Source organism: Amycolatopsis sp. lyj-109, assembly GCF_046548995.1.
Taxonomy (GTDB): Bacteria; Actinomycetota; Actinomycetes; order Mycobacteriales; family Pseudonocardiaceae; genus Amycolatopsis.
In genome coordinates, this window is record NZ_JAJPWR010000015.1 from 229,057 (window position 1) to 245,717 (window position 16,661).

Below are 16,661 nucleotides of genomic sequence, written 5' to 3' on the forward strand. Positions count from 1 at the left end.
CGAGCGAAGGCATCAGCCGTGGCGTGTGGACGTGGGCGTCGACCACGAAGTGCCCGTCGATCACGAGCTGGGCACCGTCCGCAGCACGTCGCGAACCTGTTCGCGGATCACGTTGCGGCGGATCTTGCCGGTCGCCGTCTTCGGCAGCTCCGCCAGCTCGACCACCCCACGCGGGCGCTTGAATGCCGCCAGTCCCTCGCGGCAGAACTCGATCAGCTCGGCCGGGTCCACCGCGAACCCGGGCGCGGGCACCACGCACGCGACGGGCTTGTCGAGGCCGTCGGCGTCCGGCGCGGCGACCACCGCGACCTCGGCCACCGCCGGGTGCTGCCGCAGCCGTTCCTCCACTTCGGACGGTGACACCCAGATCCCGCCCGCCTTCAGCATGTCCCCGAACCGGCCGAGACACGAATAGGTGCCGTCCTCGTTCCGGACGTAGCTGTCGCCGGTCCGCAGCCACTCGCCCTGGAAGACGAGCTTCGTGGCGTCGTACCGGGCCCAGTACCCGGTCGCCGTCGACGGCCCGGCCACGAACAGCTCGCCCGGCTTCCCGGCGGCGCCGATCACCGCCCCGGCCTCGTCGCGGAGCTGCACGGAATACCCGGGCACGGGGACGCCGGTGCTGCCCGGCCGCACCGAACCGGGCTGGTTCGACAGGAAGATGTGCAGCGCCTCGGTCGACCCGATGCCGTCGAGGATCTCCAGGCCGAAGCGGGCGCGGAACCGTTCGAACAGCGACGCGGGCAGCGGCTCGCCGGCCGAAACCGCGTACCGCACCGAAGAAAACGAGTCGTCCGGGACGTCGCTGGCGAGCAATGCCGCGTAGAACGTCGGGACCGCGAAGAACAGTGACGGCTGTTCCTCGCGGGCGCGTCGCGCGAACAAGGCGGGCGTCGGGCGCGACGGCTCGAGCAGCGTCGTCCCGCCCGCGCCGAGCGGGAAGAAGCACGAGTTCCCCAGCCCGTAGGCGAAGAACAGCTTCGGCACGGACAGGAACCGGTCCGCCGACGTCGTCGCCAGCACACCGCGGGCGTACGTCTCGCAGACCGCGCGGATGCTCGCGTGCCGGTGCATCGCACCCTTCGGCTGTCCCGTCGTGCCCGAGGTGTACAGCCACAGCGCGGGCGAATCCGCCCACGTCCGTCCACTCGGGACCGGTCCGGCCAGCGACGGCCAGTCGTGCGTCCGGACGCCGAACCCGGCCGCGTCACAGCGGTCGAGCACGACGTCGGTGACCTCGGGAGCCAGTTCCAGCGCCGTCAGTGCCTGCCCGGCGAACTCCCCGGACACGCACAGCACGCGCGCCCGCGAGTCGGCCAGCACCTGGCCCAGCTCCGGCCCGGTGACCATGGTCGACACCGGGACGGCGACCGCGCCGGCCAGCATCGCGCCGAGGATGCCGGTGAGCAGCTCGACGTCGTCGACCATGCAGAACATGACCCGTTCTTCGGGCCGCACCCCGAGTCCGGCGAGCCCGCCGGCCACGCGCCGGGACTCCTCGGCCAGCTCGGCGTAGGTGAGCGAGCGCCGGGGCGAGACGACCGCCGTCGCGTCCGGGCGCCCAGCCGAGAGCAGGTACTCCGCGGCATTGAACCCTGTCGCCACCAGGCCTCCTACGTGAGGTACACGTACTCGTAGTCGATGGGCTTCCCGTTGATGCCCTGCCGCGGCGGCGCGACCCAGCTCGCGATCTTCCCCCGCTCGTACACCGGGCGCATCAGTGAACGGACGAACGTGAGGTCTTCGGTCGTGGGCAGCCACTTGCGTTTGCCTGCCTCCCAGGTCGCCTCGTCGACGATCGTGCCGTCGGGAGTGACGTGGTGGCCGGAGTTTATGCCCACTTCGCGGTTGAAGCCAGGGTGCGGCAAGCGGAACGTGAAGTCGACGCCGGCGTCGGCGAGGATCTTGTTCCAGCGTTTCACGCCGGTTTGGCAGTCGGCCACGTACTCGCTGCGCAGGTCGAGGTTGAGCAGCAGGATCGCCTGCAGCTCCTCGGCGGTCCAGGTGCCGTCGCCGGTCGGCCGCTCCAGCGTGCGGGCGTCCTCGGTGAGCTTGTGGTCGTCCTTGCGGCGGGTCTCCTGCCAGCGGCCCTTGAGCCCGGCGGTGTAGTAGTTCGCCGCGTTCGTCGACGTCTCGCTGCCGAACAGGTCCAGGGACACGGTGTAGTGGAAATTGATGTACTTCTGGATGACGTCGAGCGGGATGCCGCCGTGCGGGCCGATGTCGTACGTGTCGTGCTCGCGGATCAGCTCGGCGCTGCGGATCACCACGCGGTCGACGCCGGTGGTACCGACCATCATGTGGTGCGCTTCTTCCTTCAGCATGAACTCGCAGGTGCGCGAGAGCGGGTCGAAGGAGGACTCCTTGAGCGTGCCGAGCTGGTACTTCCCGTCGCGGTCGGTGAAGTAGGTGAACATGTAGAACGCCAGCCAGTCGGCGGTTTCCTCGTTGAACGCGCCGAGGATGCGGGGCGCGTCCGGGCTGCCGGAGTTGCGCAGGAGCAGCCCCTCCGCCTCGTCACGGCCTTCGCGGCCGAAGTAGGCGTGCAGCAGGTACACCATCGCCCACAGGTGCCGGCCTTCTTCGACGTTGACCTGGAACAGGTTCCGCAAGTCGTACAGGCTCGGCGCGGTGAGCCCGAGGAGTTTCTGCTGCTCGACCGACGCCGGCTCGGTGTCACCCTGGATGACGATCAGCCGCTGCAGGTCGGCGCGGTATTCGCCGGGCACCTGCTGCCAGACCGGCTCGCCCTGGTGCTCGCCGAAGGCGATCCGCCGGTCCGGGTCGCGCTCGGCGAGGAAGATGCCCCACCGGTAGTCCGGGACGTTGACGTGGTCGAAGTGTGCCCACCCCTCCCGGCCGACGCTGACCGCGGTGCGCAGGTAGACGCCCTGGGTCTCCAGCGTCGGGCCCATCTCGCCCCACCAGTGCATGAACTTCGGCTGCCACCCTTCCAGGGCCCGCTGCAACCTGCGGTCTTCGGAGAGGTTGACGTTGTTCGGGATCTTGGCGTCGTAGTCGATTTTCTCGGGCATCTGCGCTAGACCCGCTTCCTGTCGAAGACGGCCTTCTGTCCCGTACCGTAGCGGCGCAGCGCGCCTTCCGGCCCGGACGCGTTCGGCCGGGTAAAAATCCAGTTCTGCCAAGCCGCCAGCCGGCCGAAGATCTTGGTCTCGATGGTCTCGGGACCGACGAACCGGTGGTTGGCCTCCATGCCGGTGAGCGCGTCCGGGGAGAGCGACGCGCGGCCTTCGAGGGCGATCCGGATCTCGTCCTCCCAGTCGAGGTCGTCCGGGGCGTCGGTGACCAGGCCGAGTTCGAGCGCTTCGGCGGGGCTGAGCCGGCGGTTCTTCTCGCGGGCGAGCCAGGCGAGGTGGTCGTCGTCGCCGTAGAAGCGCGCCTGGAGGCGGGTCAGGCCGTTGCCCATCGGGAACGCGCCGAAGTTGGCGTCGGTCAGCTCGATCGACGCGCGGGCGTCGCTGTCTTCGTCGTCGATCGGCGGGCCGTCCAGGATGTACTGGCGGTCCGCGGCCAGCGCGATCTCCAGCAGTGCGCCGGTGAAGCAGCTGCCCGGTTCGATGAGCGCGATCAGGCTGCGGCTGGTGACGTCGAGGCGTTTGAGCGTGCGCTTGAAGTAGTGCGTGATCTCGTTGGCGAGCCAGTCCTTCTGCCCCAGTACCGCCTCTTCGTGCACCCGGACCTTCGCGGGGTCGCCCTGGGTGCGCAGGATCCACGTGCCGGCTTCGACCTCGTTGGTGCGCAGCCGCAGGATGGCGTCGTCCAGCTCGCGGGTCATGGCTAGAAACCAGCCGCCGGCACCCTCTTCGTGCAGGTCGCCGGGGTCGTTTTCGGGCCCCTTGACGGTGATCGTGGCCTGATCCTTGGCCACGTCGATGTCGACATAGCGATGTTCGAGCGGGGTCAGCTCGATGCCGTGGTCCGCATGCTTTCCGGACCGCCGGGCGAGTTCCCGCGCCTTTTCGAGGACCTTTTCGCGGAAGTCGTGGCGGGGCACCAGTTCGTCGACCAGGCGCCAGTCGACCGCCGTCTTGCCCTTGACGCCGTCGGGGCGCGTCGCGAAGACGTCGGCGAGGTCCCGGCGGACGCGGCGCTTGTCGACGACCCGGGTGAGGCCGCCGGTGCCGGGCAGCACGCCGAGCAGCGGCACCTCGGGCAACGCGACGGTCGAGGAGTTGTCGTCGATCAGGAAGATCTTTTCGCAGGCCAGCGCGATTTCGTACCCGCCGCCGGCGCAGGTGCCGTTCACCGCGGCCACGTAGGTCTGGCCGGAGTGCTCGGTGGCGTCCTCCATGCCGTTGCGGGTCTCGTTGGTGAACTTGCAGAAGTTGACCTTCCAGTGGTGCTCCGACGCGGCGAGCATGCGGATGTTCGCGCCGGCGCAGAACACCTTGTCCTTGGCGCTGGTCACGATGACCACGCGGACTTCGGGGTGTTCGAACCGCAGCCGCTGCGTGGCGTCGTACAGCTCGATGTCGACGCCGAGGTCGTAGGAGTTGAGCTTGAGCTCGTACCCCGGGACCAGCCCACCCTGCTCGTCGACGTCCAGCTCCAGCCAGGCCACCTCACCGTCGACCCGCAGGCGCCAGTGGCGGTACTCGTCCGGGCGGCGATCGAAGGCAACCGGTGTGGTGGTGGTCACCCCTCGATTGTCTACATGAGTCAGACGGACGTCAATGTTGTGTAGAAACTTGATCTCGGGTGCTCGCCCGGTTGAGCGTGGCCCAGGCCCAGGTGAGGAACACCCACAGCGCCAGGCCGGCCGCGGCGTCGGTGAAGATCGTCACGAACCAGAACGCCGGGATCTGCGGGACGCCGGTCAGGAAGTGGCCGAGCGTGACCATCCCGGCCAGCGAATAGACCAGCAGGAACGCCAGCGCCTTCGGGTACCGGCCTTGGGCGTACGCGCGGTAGCCGAGCCAGCCGAACGCCGTGAGCACCACCCAGGTGACGGCGACGACGATGCCGCCGACAAACGTCGAAACCCCCTCCAGCTGCGGATAGTCCGCATACCGAAGAGTGTTGTGCGCGTAGTGAATCGCCGTGCTGAGCAGCGAGAAGCCGAGGATCACGCGAAGCGGTACCAGTCCCTTGTCCATCACGCCCCCGATTTGATAGATCGCTCTAGCGACGGTACCGCGCGTAGCTTTCACGTGAAAGCTACGCGCGGCACTTTCACGTGAAAGCTACGGTCAGACGAGGTCGATGCGGTGCTGGGTCACCGGGTAGCCCGCCTTGGCGAAGGCCTTGGCCATCGGGACGTTGCCGACGTCGGTGCCCGCGACGATCCGGTCCGCGCCGTACCCGACGAGGTCGTGCGTGGCCTCGACCAGGAGGTCGTAGGCGTACCCGTGGCCTCGCTGCTCGGGCACCACCGCGACGTAGCCGACCACCGGGTCGTAGACGTTGCGGCTCGGCAGCACGAGCCCGGCGAGCTCCCCGTCGGGCGTGTACGCCAGCCGCCACCAGTCCCGCGGCGCCGGCATCCACTTCATGATGTCGAGGTCTTCCTGCGCGGCCGCGTCGAGGCCGTGCTTCTCGACGGTGTCCCGGACGTGCGCGTCGAGACTGCCGACGTGCACCCGCTTGAAGACGCCGAGGATGACGTCGTCGTCCGGCTCCGGCCGGAACTCGAGCCGGCCGGGCTTCTCCGGCAGGCCGTTCTCCGGAGTCCAGCGGAACCGGTAGCGCTCGACGAGCTTGCGGAAGCCCGCCTTCTCGGCCGCCTCGACGCGGCCGTTCACTTCGCGCGCGACTTCCGGATCGTCCTGCCACCCCGGCGGGGTGGTCAGTGCGTACTCCGCGCGCAGCGGTGCCGTCTTCAGCAGGTGGACACCCGCGTCGAAGTCGGTGAAGTCGAACCAGTCCAGCGCGATCGGGGTTTCGTCGCCGGGCTTGGCCCACCAGGCCGCGCGGGCCACGACGACGCCGTCGCGCAGCGCGACCCAGGTCCACTCGGGCCGGTATTCGCCCTTCTTCGCCATCTCGATGAAGTCGTCGCCGAGCAGCGTGCGGCCGACGAGACCGCGGTCGGGCAGGGAGGTGAACAGTGTTTCTTCGCCCGCTTCGAGCGGGCGCACGACCAGATCGGTCATGGAGATCCTTCCAGGAGTACGCGCTCCCGGTCAGACAGCCGGCACCCTCGCTGCGGGGTGGGAGCGCGTGATCGGTTGCGTGATCATCGGTCCCACCTCCTTTCGCTGTTCAAGGTGCCTTCTCGTGACCTTAGGGGATGCGCCCGCGGTGATCAACGGATTTTCTGCAGCACCACCCGCGTGCTCAGCCGCGGTTCGGCGTAGGAGTGCGACGCCTCCACGACGTACTCGCCCGCGATGTGCCGCCAGCCTTCGCGCCAGACTTCCGCCGACCTCGACGTGATGGCGATGTCGGCCTCCACGGTCTCGCCGGGCTGGGCTTCGACGCTCGCGAACCCGGCCAGCCAGCGGTGCGGCCGGTCGCCGCGTTCGGTCGGGACGAGGTAGAGCTGGACGACTTCGCGGCCCTTGCGCGTTCCCGTGTTGCGGATCCGGACGCGGACGCGCGCGCCGCCTTCCTCGTCCGGGTAGGCGTCGACCTCCTCGTAACGCCAGGTCGTGTAGCCCTGGCCCTGGCCGAACCAGTACGCGGGCTGCCGGTCGGCGCGGGCCCAGGCGCCGTAGCCGATGTAGACGCCTTCGCCGTACTCGAGGACGCCCTCTTCCGGCGTCACGTCGGTGACCGGAGCGTCTTCGAGCTTCGCCGGCCACGTCGTCGGCAGGCGGCCGCCGGGCTCTTCGCGGCCGAAGAGGACGTCGGCGAGCGCGTCGCCGCCGGCCTGGCCGGGGAACCAGGTGAGCAGCACCGCGGCGACGTCGTCGCGCCACGGCATCTCCACCGGGGAGCCGGCGTTGACGACCACGACGGTGTTGCGGTTCGCTTCGGCGACCCGCGCGACGAGTTCGTCCTGACGTCCGGGCAGGGCGAGGGAAGTGCGGTCGAAGCCTTCGCTTTCGACCTCGGCGGTCGTGCCGACCACGACGACGGCGACCTCCGACCTCGCCGCCAGTGCCACGGCTTCGGCGAGGCTCGCGTCCGGGTCGAGGACCGGGCCGCGGTGGCCGAGCGCGAAGGTGACCCAGGCGAAGGTGCCCCTGGCGAACTCCGCCATCTCCGACGGGATCCAGTAGGTCAGGCTGAGGTCGACCGGCTCGCCCGCGGTCAGCTCGACCTCCCGGCGTTGCTCGTGGACCTGCATGACGGACGTGAAGATGTCGCCGCCCTCCGGCAGGTTCACCCCGTCGAAGACGGTCTGGCCGGCGACGGTGAGGCGGAGGTCGCCGGGACCGGTGATGCCGAAGGTGTGCGTGCCGCCGAGCTCGGGGAGGAACGTGCCGGCGATCTCGACCGAGGCGAGCGTGCCGATGTCGAGCCCGGCCGGCAGTTCGCCGATCCAGTCGATCCTGGCGCTGCGCAAGGAGAACTGCGCGAGTTCGGTGCCGTCGGCGGCGCGGGCCGTCGCGCGGATCCGGAAATTGTCGGTGGCGGTCGGTAACGTCGTCCGCGGATCGGCACCAGGTGCGTAGACGAGCTCGGTGCCCGGAGGAACGGCCGCTTTCAGGCCGTCGAGAGGGGAGACGATGTGATCGGGGAACACGGTGGCACTGCCACCGCCGAGGATCTTCGGATCCGCGGCGAGCGCGCCGATGAGCGCGATGCTCTGCGGTTCCCGCAGGGGCAGCACGCCGGTTTCGTTGCGGAGCAACACGAACGACCGGTGCGCGACCTCGCGCGCGACCGCATCACCGTCCACATCGGACCCTCCCGGCGCGGGGCCGCCGCCGAGCGCGCCGGTCCGGTGGGCGAGCAGGAGCACGCGGCGGACCATGGCGTCGACGACACCTTCGTCGACCTCGCCGCCGCGAACGGCTTCGGCGAGCCGGTCGCCGAACACCGTGCGAGGGCCCGGCATGGCCACGTCGAGGCCGCCGTTGGCGGAGGCGACGGTGTCGCGCGCGGCCAGCCAGTCGGAGACGACGAAGCCGTCGAAGCCCCATTCGTCGCGCAGCACGCCGTTGACCAGTTCGGCGTGTTGGGTCATCGTGACGCCGTTGACGCTGTTGTAGGCGGCCATGATCCCCCACGGCTTCGCACGACGGACGATGAGTTCGAACGGCGCGAGGTAGAGCTCGCGCAGGGCGCGCTCGCCGACGCGCACGTCGGCGGTGAAGCGTTCGGTCTCGAAGTCGTTGGCGACGAAGTGCTTGACCGTGACGGCGACCCCGCCGTCCTGCACGCCGGTGACGTAGCCGGCGCCGATCATCCCGGTGAGGAGGGGGTCTTCGGAGTAGCACTCGAAGTGCCGGCCGCCCAGCGGCGAGCGGTGGAGGTTGACCGTCGGGGCGAGCAGCACGTGCACGCCCTTGCGCCGGGCCTCCTGCGCAAGCAGCCGGCCGGCTTTGACGGCCAGCCGCGGGTCCCAGCTCGCGGCGAGCGCCGTCGGGCTGGGCAGGGTGACGGAGGGATCGTCAGGGCTCCAGCGCGTCCCGCGGACGCCGACCGGGCCGTCGGAGAGGACCAGCGACGCGAGGCCGATCCGCGGCAACGCGGGCAGGGACCAGACGTCCTGGCCGGCGAGCAGGCTCGCCTTGGCGTCCAGGTCGAGTTCGGCCAGCAGCGCCTCGACGTCGAAGCTCATGCGCATCCTCCGCGGTCGGTCCTGCCGTCACCCTACCTGGCGTCGAGTAGTGAACGTTATGCTTATGTGACATTTTGTCCCGTAGGCTCGGGATCATGACCCGGGCCAGGGGCGCGGACCGCCGAGCCAGCATCGTCCGAGCCGCGTTCGAGGTGATCGCCGAGCGCGGCTACCGAGGCACGTCCCTCGCCGCGGTCGCCGAGCGCGTCGGCCTGACGCAGCAGGGGCTGATGCACTACTTCCCCACCAAGGAAGACCTGCTGACGGCGGTGCTGGAGACCCGCGACGAGTGGGACCTGCTGCACTTCGGCCACGCCCCGGCGGGCGACCCGTCGTCGATGACGGTGAACCAGCTGGCGGAGCTGGTCGACTACAACACCACGCGCCCAGGCATCGTCCAGACGTACACGGTGCTTTCGGCGGACAGCGTCACGGAAGACCACCCGGCACGGAAGTACTTCCAGGACCGCTACGCCCGGGTCCGCGTGGGCATGACGCAGATGCTGGAGCGCCACCGCGACGAGCTGCCACCGGGAACGACCCCGGAACAGCTGGCCCCGTTGGCCATCGCCCTCCTCGACGGCCTGCAGCTGCAGTGGCTCCTCGACCCGGCGGAGGTCGACATGTCCGCCGGGTTCCGCACGTTCCTGACCCTCCTGGGGGTGAAGCCGGACTGACTCCTCTGCGCATCCCGACGCTCTGCCGGTCGACCTCGATCAGCGCGACGACCCGCTGCTGCTCCCGCGAGTACGGGCCCCCGATGTACTTGGTCGCGATCCGGTCGACGATCGCCCAGGCGGCGTCGCCCTCGATCCACTCGGTCACCCGGCCGCGGATGATCACCGGCTCGAACGGGTTGTCCGGCGGGGTCAGCGAGAGCGCGACCCGCGGGTCGCGCCGCAGGTTGCGGGCCTTGCGCGAGTCCGGGCCGGTCAGGATGGCGATGCGGTCGCCCTCCGGGTCGACCCAGACCGGCACCGAGTGCGGCGCGCCGTCGGGCAGGACCGTGGCGAGGTGACCGATCGCGGTGGTGGCGAGGATGCGGCGGACGTCGGCGTCAAGCATGGTCAGCTCCTTGCTGGGGTGGGGGGGTTCAGGCGACGGCGTAGTGGAGGTGGGTGACGCCGGGCGCGGCCACGGCCTCGACCAGGTCGAGCCGCACGTGCGAAGGCAGCTCCTGGAAGAACGACCGGCCGCCGCCGAGCAGGACCGGAACCTGGTGGAGCACGATTTCGTCGACCAGGCCGGCCTGCAGCGCCGAGGCCAGGACACCGCCGCCCATCAGGCCGACGTCCTTGCCGCCGGCCGCCTCGCGGGCCGCCGCGATCGCGTCTTCGACGTTGCCGGCGAGCGTCTGCCGCTCGGTCAGGTCCGGCGCGGGGCGGTGGCTGACCAGGAAGAGCGGGGCATCCGGGTGCGGGCTGCCGCCGCCGAAGTGTTCCGAGTCTTCGTAGGTGTTGCGGCCCGCCACGATCGCGCCCACCCGGCCGGCGAGGGAGTCGAAGACGCGGGCGCTCGGCTCGCTGAGCTTGAAGAAGCCGAAGACCTGGCTCTGGGTGTCCCCGTCGGAGTACCAGTCGAAGAGCGTCCCGCCGTCGCCGAGGCCCTGGCCGGGGCGGGCGCCGCGGCCGGTGAGGTAGCCGTCGACCGACACGGCGTGGGCGCTGAAGACCTTGCTCATCGTGGCATTCCCTTCTGGGTTCCTTCAGGAGACTCCAGAACCGTAGCAGTCCAAGTTCCCTAAGGGAACCCCAAGTGTTAATCTCGTCCCATGCAACGCACGAACTTCAGCGAGCTGGCCGCGTGCTCGATCGCGCGCACGCTCGACGTCATCGGCGAACCGTGGTCACCGCTGATCCTGCGGGACGTGTGGGCCGGGTTCAGCCGGTTCGAGCAGCTCCAGGCCGACCTCGGCATCTCGCGCAAGGTGCTCACCGAGCGGCTGAACCACCTGGTGGACTCCGGGGTCCTCGAGCGTCGTCCGTACGACCGGCGGCCGCGCTACGAGTACGTCCTGACCGAGAAGGGCACCGAACTGGTCGACATGCTGATGGTGATGACCCGCTGGGGCGACAAGTGGCTGGCGGGCGAGGCCGGCCCCCCGGTGCTCTACCGCCACCACGCGTGCGGCGAAGTCAGCACCGTCGACCTGCGCTGCGCGCACTGCGGCGAGCCGATGCACGCGGGAGACGTCGACCTGCTGGCCGGCCCCGGCTCGACCCGCTGAGCGCCGCCGCTCACCGCAGCCGCGGCTGGGCGGCCACCGCACGCAATCGCCGAAGCGTGCGCAGCGTCGTCTCCAGATCCTCCTGCGACACCTCGGCCGCCACGTCCTCCGCCCAGGCGACCTGCGCCTCCCCCAGTTCCCGCATCGCCGCGCGCGCCCGCCGCGTCAACGACAACAGCGGCGCCCGCGCGTCGGCCGGGTTCGGCAGGCGGTCCAGCATTCCGTTGCGCAGCAAGCGGTTCACCGTCTCCTGCACACTCTGCCGGCGCAGCCCGCGGCGGCGCGCCACCTCCGCGGCGGTCGCCGGGCCGTCCTCCAGGAAGCCGAGGACCTGCCACTGCGCCGCGGTCAGCCCGACCGGCTCGGTCAGCGCGTCCCCCGCGGCGAGGAAGCCACCGTTGCAGGCGAAGACCGCGTCGATCACGCGGGTGAACGTTTCGGCTCGTGGCGACCGCATGCGTGCTAGTCTCGCACATCGACAGGTACCTGTCGAAATGGAGACGACCATGGACATGCCCCTCCTCGGCCCCGCCCACGACGCACTGAAGGCGCTCGTCGGCGACTGGACCGGCACCGAAGAGCTCGCCGCCTCGCCGTGGGCACCGGCCTCGACCGCGCACGCGGACTGCGAGTACCGCCTGGCGCTCACCGGGTTCGCCGTGATCCAGCACTACCGGCAGCGCCGCGATGACGGGTCGGAGTTCCTCGGCCACAACGTCTTCACCGCCGATCCGGCCACCGGCGAAACGCTCTGGTACGGCTTCGACAGCTACGGCTACCCGCCCGAGTCGCCCGCCCGCGGCGGCTGGACCGGCGCGACGCTGACCCTGGAAAAGCAGACCGCGCGCGGGGTGGCGCGACACCGGCTCACGCCCGAAACCGGGACGCTGACGCACGAGATCGACGTCCGGATGGGTGAAAACCCGGAGTACCGCCCGTTTCTGCGCGCGCGGTACACCCGGAAGGACCAGTAGCCGATCCGAAACTGTCGGACCCCCGGAGTACAGATGGAGGCGTGACCGCAACCGCCGACCCGCCTCCGCTGATCGGGGTCGAGAACGTCAAGATGCCCGAGTGGGCCCGCGTCGACGAACGCGTGGCCGCGGCGAGCTTCGGCCAGGCCGTGCGCACGCTGCCCACCGCGATCTCGGTCGTGCTGCGGCTGGCGTGGCGGACGTCGCGGCGGCTGACGCTGCTGGCCGCCGTCGTGCACGTCATCTCCGGCTGCGTCACGGCGTTCGGGCTGCTCGCCACCGCGAACGTCTTCACCGCGCTGCTCGAACAAGGCCCGACCCCGGAACGCGTGCTGCAGTCGCTGCCGGCGATCGCGGTCGTCACCGGGTCGTACGCGGCGCGCGCGGTGCTGGACGCGGCCGTCGCCGCCGTCGAGGGGGCGCTGAGGCCGCGTGTCACCGCGGCGGCGGACGACGCGGTGACGGCCGCGGTCGTGCGCGTCGGGCTGATCGCGTTCGAGGACGCGGACTTCCGGGAGCTGGCCCGGCAGGGCGCCCGGTTCGGGGTGCGGGCCATCGAGACGAGCCTGCGGCGGCTGGCCGACCTGATGTCGTCGGTGATCTCGCTGGCGGCGGCGATGATCACGGCCGGGCTGCTCAACCCGTGGCTGGCGCCGGTGCTGCTGCTCGCCGCGGCGGCCGACGGCTGGGCCGCCGCGCGCGTGGCGAAGCTGAACTACCGGCACTTCCTGGACACGGTCGGGCGCAACATCCGCAAGTCGGTCGTCGAAGAGGTCGCCACCTGGCGCTCGATGGCCCTCGAACGCCACGCCCTGACGCTGCAGGAGCCGTTGCTCGGCGAGTACCGGCGCATCTCGCGCAGCCTCACGCGTGAGGAGATCCGGCTGGCGCACCGCAGCAACCTGGTGCGCACCAGCGGGCGGGCCGCGGCCGGCTTCGGCACGGCCGTCGCGTACCTGGTGCTCGGCTGGCTCCTCTACACCGGCGCGATGGAGCTGGCCCTGGCCGGCACGGCGGTGCTCGCGATGCGCACGGCGTCGACGTCGCTGTCCAACACCATGCGCGCGGTCAACTCGCTGTACGAGGACTCCTTCTACATCGGGTTCTACAACCAGCTGCTCGCGGAGTCCCGAAAGCGGCAACCGCCGCCGACGTCGGTGACCGCGCCCGCCGACCCGGCCGAGATCCGGCTGGACGGCGTCACGTTCACCTACCCGGGCCGCGACAGCCCGGCGCTGCGGGACGTCTCGATGACGATCCGGCGCGGCGAGGTGGTCGCGCTGGTCGGCGAGAACGGCTCGGGCAAGACCACCCTCGGGAAGCTGCTCACCGGGCTCTACCCACCGGACGAAGGCACCGTCCGCTGGGACGACGTCGACCTCGCGCGGGCCGACCCGGCGTCGGTGCACGCGAACATCGCGGTGATCGCGCAGGAGCCGGCGGAGTGGCCGATGACAGCGGCGAACAACATCACGGTCGGGCGTCTCGGCCGGCCCGACCCGGATCGGCAGGCGTGGCGCGAAGCGATCGACTACTCGGGCGCGGACGAGGTGATCGCCTCCCTGCCCGCCAAGGAGCACACGATGCTGTCGAAGAAGTTCGACGAGGGCCACGACCTGTCCGGCGGCCAGTGGCAGCGCATGGGCATCGCCCGCGGCATCTACCGCGACGCTTCGGTCCTGGTGGCCGACGAGCCGACGGCGGCGCTCGACGCCCGCGCCGAAGCCCGCGTGTTCGCCGGGCTCCAGCACGCGAGCCGCTCGGGCCGCGGCCGCCGCACGACGGTGCTGGTGACCCACCGGCTGGCCAACATCCGCTCGGCGGATCGGATCCTGGTGCTGGAAAAGGGGAGACTGATCGAAGAAGGCACCCACGACGAACTGATCCGCGCGGGCGGGGTCTACCACGAGCTGTACGAGATCCAGGCCCGCGCCTACCGGAACGGACCACCATGACCGAGCAAACGGTGCGCGTCAACGGCATCGAGCTGTGCCACGAGACGTTCGGCGCCCCCGGCTCCCGGCCGCTCCTGCTCATCATGGGCCTGGCCGCACCGATGATCTGGTGGGACGAGGAGTTCTGCGAAACCCTGGCAGCGCAGGGTTTCCGCGTCATCCGCTTCGACAACCGCGACGCCGGGCGATCGGCCCGGATGCGCGGCCGGGCGAATCTCGCGCAGGCGTACCTCCTGCGCAGCGCGCCGTACTCGCTGGCGGACATGGCCGACGACGCGGCCGGCCTGCTGGACGCGCTGGGCATCCCCGCCGCACACGTGGCCGGCGCGTCGATGGGCGGCATGATCGCGCAGACGCTGGCGTTCCGGCACCCGGCGCGGGTCCGCTCGCTGACGTCGATCATGTCCAGCACGGGCGGCCGCCTGGTCGGCCGGCCGAGCCCGCGCGCGATGTCGATGCTGCTCGCCACGCCCCCGAGCACCCGCGCGCAGTACGTCGAGACGATGCTGCGCACGTTCCGGCTGATCAGCTCACCGGGCTACCCATTCGACGAGAAGAGGATGCGGGACAGAGCCGAGCGCACGTACGACCGCGGCGTACACCCGGGCGGCGCGATCCGTCAGCTGGCGGCAATCATGGCCGACCGCGACCGCACCCCACGGCTGCGCAAGGTCCGCACACCCACCTTGGTGGTGCACGGCGCCCGCGACCCGTTGGTCCACGTCTCGGGCGGCCGCGCAACAGCCCGCGCAATCCCCGGCGCAGACCTCGACGTGATCCCCGGCATGGGCCACGACCTCCCCCGCCCGGTCTGGCCCCGCGTGATCGCGGGCATTACGCGCATCGCCGCCCGCGCCGAGACGACAAGCTGACGCACACCTCGCGCGCCCGGACGCGAGTCCCGCCTCCAACCACGCGAGTCCCGCCCCAATCACCCGAGTTCCGGCCCGAGTCACGCCGACCGACCGGCGCGCACGGGTCGGCCCGCCGGCCCTCCAGGCACGTGGGCCGCCCCTCAAGTACGCGAGTTCGCCGGTCCGGTACGCGTCACTCGCGTGATTGAGCGCAGACCTCGCGTGATTGGGCGGCCATCTCGCGTGATTGGGCGGCCATCTCGCGTGACTGGCGGGGCATCACCGTCAGGTGGCGAGGGTCAGGGAGCCGAGGTGGGAGAAGTGGGCGGCGAGGCGGGAGCCTCGGCGGACGGGGACCGCGTCCGTCATGCCGCCGGTCAGGACCAGCCAGCCCGGTTCCAAGGCCAAGCCGCGCGCGGCCAGGGCGTTCGCCGCGAGGGCCAGCGCCTCCGCCGGGTGGCCCTGGACCGCCGCTCCCGTCGCCGTGTCGACGATCTGGCCGTCGACCTCCAGCAGAGCCGCCTCCAACGACAGGTCCAGCGCGGCAGGCGGCAGACCGACCGGGCCCAGGCTGAAGTACGCCGACGAGCCGTTGTCCGCGACCGCGTCCGGGAGCGTGAACCGGTAGTCCGCGTACCGGCTGTCGATCACCTCGATGCCGCCGTACACGCGGTCGACCGCGGCCAGGGCCGTCGCCGCCGTCACGCCCGGGCCCGCCAGGCGGCGGCCCAGCACGAAGACCAGTTCCGGTTCCGCGCGCGGGTGGATCAACGTCTCGTGCGGCACCGGCGCGCCCGCCGGCAGCACCATCGCGTCCGTCAGCCAGGCCAGCAACGGCGCGTCGATGCCCATCCGCTCCTGCTTGGCCCGGGACGTCAGCCCCAGCTTCACCCCGATCACCGTCTCCCCGCGCGCCCGCCGCTGCCGCAGAGCCTCGTCCTGGATCGCGTACGCCGTGTCGACGTCCAGGTCCGGCCAGTCGGCGGAGAGCGGCGCGCGCTCCGAAACCGTCCCCAGCAGCGCGGTGGCCGCCTCGCGCACGTTCACGATTCCTCCGGAGAAGCAGGGGCGAAGACCGCCGTGACGCTGCCGACGCCGGCGATCGTGGTGACGATCGTGTCGCCCGGCGACACCGGGATCGCCCGGGTCATCGACCCCGGCAACACGACGTGCCCGGGTTCCAGGGTGACCCCCAGCGGCCCCACCGTGTTCGCCAGCCACACCAGGGAATTCAACGGCGAGCCGAGCACCGCGCCGCCCGCGCCGGTCGCCGCCACCGAGCCGTTCTGGTACAGCACACACCCCGCCAGGCGCAGGTCAGCGGCCGAAAGAGACGTCGGGCTGCTGCCCAGCACCACGCCCCCGGACGACGCGTTGTCCGCGATCGTGTCGAAGAGCGAGATCTTCCAGTCCTGGATGCGGGAATCGACGATCTCCAGCGACGGCAGCACGAACTCGACGGCCCGGACCGCGTCGGCGACCGTGACGCCCGGGCCGCGCAGGGCCGAGCCGAGGACGAACGCGATCTCCGGCTCGATCCGCGGCTGCAGGAACGCCGACGTCGGGATCGGCTGGTGCTCCAGGTGGAACATGCTGCCGGTGAGGTGCCCGTAATCGGGCTGGTCGACGCCCATCTGCCGCTGCATCGCCGCCGACGCGAGGCCGACCTTGTGCCCGCGGACGGCGTCGCCGCCGTCGACCCAGTGCCGCACCTGCTCCTGCTGGATCCGGTACGCGTCCTCGACACCCGCGTCGGGATACGTCTTGATCAACGGCTCGATCGGTTCGCGCGTGGCATAGGCCTTCGCCAGTGCGGCCGCGGCCTCCTGCACCTTGCTGACATCCACCACCGGGACTCTGCCGTGCGGGCCCCGCGCACACAAGCGAGGACGTTCCACCCAACGGAACTCTCGCCGGATAATCTCTTGCGCGCGAGATAAATCGGGCGTAGCGTGAAGG

Annotated in this window: 15 protein-coding genes and 1 pseudogene; 5 read left to right on the plus strand and 11 right to left on the minus strand. The window is 70.8% G+C overall.

Going from position 1 to position 16,661, the window contains the following annotated elements; all coding sequences use genetic code 11:
- Positions 1–60: 60 nt before the first annotated feature.
- The 6 genes from ACLJQF_RS31100 to ACLJQF_RS31125 all read right to left on the minus strand — a co-directional run bounded on the left by ACLJQF_RS31100 (position 61) and on the right by ACLJQF_RS31125 (position 8,692).
- Positions 61–1,605 (minus strand): benzoate-CoA ligase family protein, encoded by a 1,545-nt coding sequence (locus tag ACLJQF_RS31100; protein WP_410613883.1) that lies wholly within the window; start codon positions 1,603–1,605, stop codon positions 61–63.
- Positions 1,606–1,613: 8 nt separating this feature from the next.
- The gene (gene boxB / locus ACLJQF_RS31105; RefSeq protein ID WP_410613884.1) at positions 1,614–3,035 is read right to left on the minus strand and encodes a benzoyl-CoA 2,3-epoxidase subunit BoxB; all 1,422 of its coding nucleotides are present in this window, start codon (positions 3,033–3,035) and stop codon (positions 1,614–1,616) included.
- 5 nt (positions 3,036–3,040) lie between these two features.
- Positions 3,041–4,660 carry a 2,3-epoxybenzoyl-CoA dihydrolase gene (gene boxC, locus ACLJQF_RS31110; protein WP_410613885.1) on the minus strand — a complete coding sequence of 540 codons (1,620 nt, stop codon included), beginning with the start codon at positions 4,658–4,660 and terminating at the stop codon, positions 3,041–3,043.
- A 31-nt stretch (positions 4,661–4,691) separates the two neighbouring features.
- Positions 4,692–5,117 (minus strand): hypothetical protein, encoded by a 426-nt coding sequence (locus ACLJQF_RS31115; RefSeq protein ID WP_410613931.1) that lies wholly within the window; start codon positions 5,115–5,117, stop codon positions 4,692–4,694.
- 93 nt (positions 5,118–5,210) lie between these two features.
- Positions 5,211–6,113 carry a GNAT family N-acetyltransferase gene (locus ACLJQF_RS31120; RefSeq protein ID WP_410613886.1) on the minus strand — a complete coding sequence of 301 codons (903 nt, stop codon included), beginning with the start codon at positions 6,111–6,113 and terminating at the stop codon, positions 5,211–5,213.
- A 152-nt stretch (positions 6,114–6,265) separates the two neighbouring features.
- Positions 6,266–8,692, minus strand: coding sequence for a beta-glucosidase H (locus tag ACLJQF_RS31125; RefSeq protein WP_410613887.1), 2,427 nt, complete (start codon positions 8,690–8,692; stop codon positions 6,266–6,268).
- 95 nt (positions 8,693–8,787) lie between these two features.
- Here ACLJQF_RS31125 and ACLJQF_RS31130 point away from each other — a divergent pair, with 95 nt between their 5' ends.
- Positions 8,788–9,369: a TetR/AcrR family transcriptional regulator gene (locus tag ACLJQF_RS31130; RefSeq protein ID WP_410613888.1), complete on the plus strand. Its 582-nt coding sequence runs from the start codon at positions 8,788–8,790 to the stop codon at positions 9,367–9,369.
- Between the two features lie 10 nt (positions 9,370–9,379).
- Here the strand turns inward: ACLJQF_RS31130 and ACLJQF_RS31135 are convergent.
- Together ACLJQF_RS31135 and ACLJQF_RS31140 are read right to left on the minus strand one after the other, a co-directional pair.
- Positions 9,380–9,757: pseudogene (locus ACLJQF_RS31135) on the minus strand (PPOX class F420-dependent oxidoreductase); the annotation flags it as partial.
- A 28-nt stretch (positions 9,758–9,785) separates the two neighbouring features.
- Entirely contained in the window at positions 9,786–10,373 is a 588-nt protein-coding gene (locus ACLJQF_RS31140) for a dihydrofolate reductase family protein (RefSeq protein WP_410613889.1), read from the minus strand.
- Between the two features lie 90 nt (positions 10,374–10,463).
- On the opposite strand from ACLJQF_RS31140, the gene ACLJQF_RS31145 reads away from it, so the two are divergent.
- Positions 10,464–10,919 carry a winged helix-turn-helix transcriptional regulator gene (locus ACLJQF_RS31145; protein WP_410613890.1) on the plus strand — a complete coding sequence of 152 codons (456 nt, stop codon included), beginning with the start codon at positions 10,464–10,466 and terminating at the stop codon, positions 10,917–10,919.
- Positions 10,920–10,929: 10 nt separating this feature from the next.
- Here the strand turns inward: ACLJQF_RS31145 and ACLJQF_RS31150 are convergent, their stop codons facing one another.
- Positions 10,930–11,376, minus strand: a complete 447-nt coding sequence (locus ACLJQF_RS31150) for a MarR family winged helix-turn-helix transcriptional regulator (protein ID WP_410613891.1) — start codon at positions 11,374–11,376, stop codon at positions 10,930–10,932.
- Positions 11,377–11,425: 49 nt separating this feature from the next.
- On the opposite strand from ACLJQF_RS31150, the gene ACLJQF_RS31155 reads away from it, so the two are divergent.
- The 3 genes from ACLJQF_RS31155 to ACLJQF_RS31165 are packed head-to-tail and all read left to right on the plus strand — an operon-like array spanning position 11,426 to position 14,720.
- Complete coding sequence (locus tag ACLJQF_RS31155) at positions 11,426–11,893, plus strand: DUF1579 family protein (protein ID WP_410613892.1); 468 nt, start codon at positions 11,426–11,428, stop codon at positions 11,891–11,893.
- Between the two features lie 41 nt (positions 11,894–11,934).
- The gene (locus ACLJQF_RS31160) at positions 11,935–13,848 is read left to right on the plus strand and encodes an ABC transporter ATP-binding protein (protein WP_410613893.1); all 1,914 of its coding nucleotides are present in this window, start codon (positions 11,935–11,937) and stop codon (positions 13,846–13,848) included.
- Entirely contained in the window at positions 13,845–14,720 is an 876-nt protein-coding gene (locus ACLJQF_RS31165) for an alpha/beta fold hydrolase (RefSeq protein ID WP_410613894.1), read from the plus strand. Before ACLJQF_RS31160 ends, ACLJQF_RS31165 begins: the two co-directional genes overlap by 4 nt.
- A 267-nt stretch (positions 14,721–14,987) precedes the next feature.
- Here ACLJQF_RS31165 and ACLJQF_RS31170 read toward each other — a convergent pair whose 3' ends face one another.
- Complete coding sequence (locus ACLJQF_RS31170; RefSeq protein ID WP_410613895.1) at positions 14,988–15,749, minus strand: 2-keto-4-pentenoate hydratase; 762 nt, start codon at positions 15,747–15,749, stop codon at positions 14,988–14,990.
- A complete protein-coding gene (locus ACLJQF_RS31175; protein ID WP_410613896.1) occupies positions 15,746–16,549 on the minus strand; it encodes a 2-keto-4-pentenoate hydratase in 804 nt (267 codons plus the stop codon). Before ACLJQF_RS31175 ends, ACLJQF_RS31170 begins: the two co-directional genes overlap by 4 nt.
- Between the last annotated feature and the right edge of the window lie 112 nt (positions 16,550–16,661).